A 2,532-nucleotide genomic window follows, 5' to 3' on the forward strand; every position below is an offset into this window, starting at 1 on the left:
AACAGCACCAGATCCTCGACGACTTCAACGACACCACCGTCGACTACGCCGACGACACCACCGTCCACCGCCTCTTCGAGCAGCGGGCCGCGCTCGCCCCCGAGGCGCTCGCCGTCGTCCACGGCGACAGCTCGTACACGTACCGGCAGCTCAACGAGCGGGCCAACCGGCTCGCCCACCACCTCATCGAGCAGGGCGTCACCACCGACACCCTCGTGGGGATCTCCCTCGGCCGCGGGATCGACATGATCACCGCGCTGCTCGCGGTCCTCAAGGCCGGCGGCGCGTACGTCCCCCTCGACCCCGACAACCCGCCCAACCGCCTCGCCTTCATGCTGGAGGAGACCCGGGCGCCGCTCGTCCTCACCCACTCGGACCTCGCCCCGCGTCTGGAGCACACCCCGACGCCCCTCGTCCTCCTGGACCGGCTGGCCCTCGACGACCGGCCCACGGACAACCCCGTCGCCCCCGCCGGCGCCCGGGACCTCGCCTATCTGATCTACACCTCCGGCTCCACGGGCACCCCGAAGGGCGTGCAGATCGAGCACCGCTCCCTCTGCCGGCTGATCTCCAACAACTGGTTCCACACGATCACGGCCGACGACGTCGTCTCCCAGATCCTGAACTTCGCCTGGGACTCCTTCGCCCTCGAATGCTGGCCGGTGCTCACCTCCGGCGCCACGATGGCGATCCTGGACCCGAAGGTCCTCGCGGGCAGCGAGCCCTTCGCGGAGGCGCTGGTGCGCCACTCCGTCACGACCGTGCTGATCCCGACTCCGCTGTTCAACCAGTACCTGGTGGAGCGCCCGGACCTGCTGAAGGACCTGAAGTCCGTCTTCTACGGGGGTGAGGCCGGCGACCGTTCGATCGCGGACGCGCTGCTGTCGGGGCCGTACGCCCCGGGGCGCCTCGCGCACCTCTACGGGCCGACGGAGGCGGGCGTCGTCGCGACCGGTTTCGTGGTGGACGAGAACCGGCCGGGCACCACCTCGATGCCGATCGGCTCACCGGTGGCCAACACCCAGGTCCTGGTCATCGACCGGCACGGTGGTCTCGCTCCCGTCGGCGTCCCCGGTGAGCTGTGGATCACGGGACCGGGTCTCGCCCGCGGCTATCTCGACCGTCCCGAGCTCACCGCCGACCGCTTCACCACCACCCACCACACGGCCGAGCCCACCCGCGCCTACCGCACCGGCGACCTCGTCCGCTGGCTCCCCGACGGCGCCATCGAGTTCCTGGGGCGGATCGACAACCAGGTCAAGATCCGTGGCCTGCGCATCGAGCTCGGGGAGATCGAGGCCACCCTGACCAACCACCCCCACATCAGCCTCACCACCGTCGTCGTCCGGGAGGACACCCCCGGCGACAAGCGGCTCACCGCCTACTACACGACCCCCGCGAACACTCCCCACAGCTCGGGCGATCTCCGCGCGCACTGCCGCACCCACCTTCCCGACTACATGGTCCCCAACCACTTCGTCCACCTCGCCAAACTCCCCACCACCCCCAACGGCAAGGTCGACCGCCGCGCCCTCCCCGCCCCGACCGTCACCGCCGACACCACCAGCCACACCCCGCCCCGCACCCCCACCGAGACCACCATCACCACGATCTGGGCCGAAACCCTCAACACCCCCCTCGGCATCCACGACAACTTCTTCGACCTCGGCGGCCACTCCCTCCTCGCCACCAAGGCCGCCAACCGGATCGGCCAGGCGCTCGGCGTCGAGGTCTCCGTCCGCCGGCTCTTCGGCAACCCGACCGTGGCCGAGCTGGCCGCGAGCCTCGCCGAGTGCGAGGAGCTGACCGCCGCCCCGATCACCCGCCGGGCGGAGGGGGTACGGGAGGTCCCGCTGTCCTTCGCGCAGCAGCGCCTCTGGTTCCTGGACGAACTGGACCCGGGGAGCGCGGAGTACGTGGTGCCCACCGCGTTCCGGGTGCGGGGCCCGCTGGACCCGGCGGCGCTGAACGCGGCGCTCGACGCCCTGGTCGTCCGGCACGAGGTGCTGCGGACCCGGTTCACGACGGGCGCGGACGGCGACCCGGTGCAGGTGATCGACGAGCCCTGGCACGTGGAGATCGAGCACAAGGACCTCACCGGCACCCTCGAAACCGGCCCCGTCGAAACCGGCGCTCCCGAAACCGGTGCTCCGGAGGCCCTCGAAGCCGGTCGCGCCGCCGTCGAGTCCTTCGGCGAGCGTCCCTTCGACCTCTCCGCCGGGCGCCTGCTGCGGGCGATGACCGTCCGCCTCGGCGAGGACGACCACCTCCTCGCCCTCGCGATGCACCACATCGTCGTCGACGGCTGGTCGATGGGCGTCCTGGTGGAGGAGCTGCGACAGCTCTACGCCGGTACGTCACTGACCGAACTGCCGCTCCAGTACGCGGACTTCGCACTCTGGCAGCAGGACCAGCTGACCGGTGACGCGCTGGACGGGCACCTGGACTACTGGCGGACGCAGCTGGCCGGCCTGGAGACCCTCGAACTCCCCACGGACCGCCCCCGTCCCCGTATCCGCTCCGGCGCCGGAG

The 2,532-nt window shown here is 71.2% G+C and carries 1 protein-coding gene; it reads left to right on the top strand.

Translation table 11 applies throughout. The features are described from left to right. A partial coding sequence (locus ABT154_RS33850) for a non-ribosomal peptide synthetase (RefSeq protein WP_351862220.1) occupies window positions 1-2,532 on the top strand: 2,532 nt, incomplete at both ends.

The organism is Streptomyces sp. NPDC001728 (assembly GCF_040297565.1).
Taxonomy (GTDB): domain Bacteria; phylum Actinomycetota; class Actinomycetes; order Streptomycetales; family Streptomycetaceae; genus Streptomyces.